Raw genomic sequence first — 319 nt, forward strand, 5'->3', positions numbered from 1 at the left:
AATAAGGTGCCCATGCCTTCAGCGGGAGGTCTGGCTATCTTTGTGGCATTTACCATTTCTGTCCTATGGTTTTTACCAGGAATTGTTACCCGTGTCAATTACCATGGCACTTACTTGCATTATATCTGGCCCCTGGTCCTAGCATCCAGCATTATCGTTCTTACGGGATTCATTGATGATGTCAAGGAGTTAAAGCCTGCTCCTAAAATGTTTGGTATTCTAGCTGCAGCGACGATTATTTGGATTTTTACGGAATTTCGTTTTGATAGCTTTAAGATTCCTTTTGGAGGACCTTTCCTTCAATTTCCTGTCTGGCTCT

1 pseudogene is annotated in these 319 nt (G+C 42.6%); it reads left to right on the forward strand.

Going from position 1 to position 319, the window contains the following annotated elements:
* Positions 1-319 (forward strand): annotated as a pseudogene (locus C1G53_RS11190) (undecaprenyl/decaprenyl-phosphate alpha-N-acetylglucosaminyl 1-phosphate transferase); the annotation flags it as partial.

This window comes from Streptococcus suis, assembly GCF_002960445.1.
Taxonomy (GTDB): Bacteria; Bacillota; Bacilli; order Lactobacillales; family Streptococcaceae; genus Streptococcus; species Streptococcus hyiners.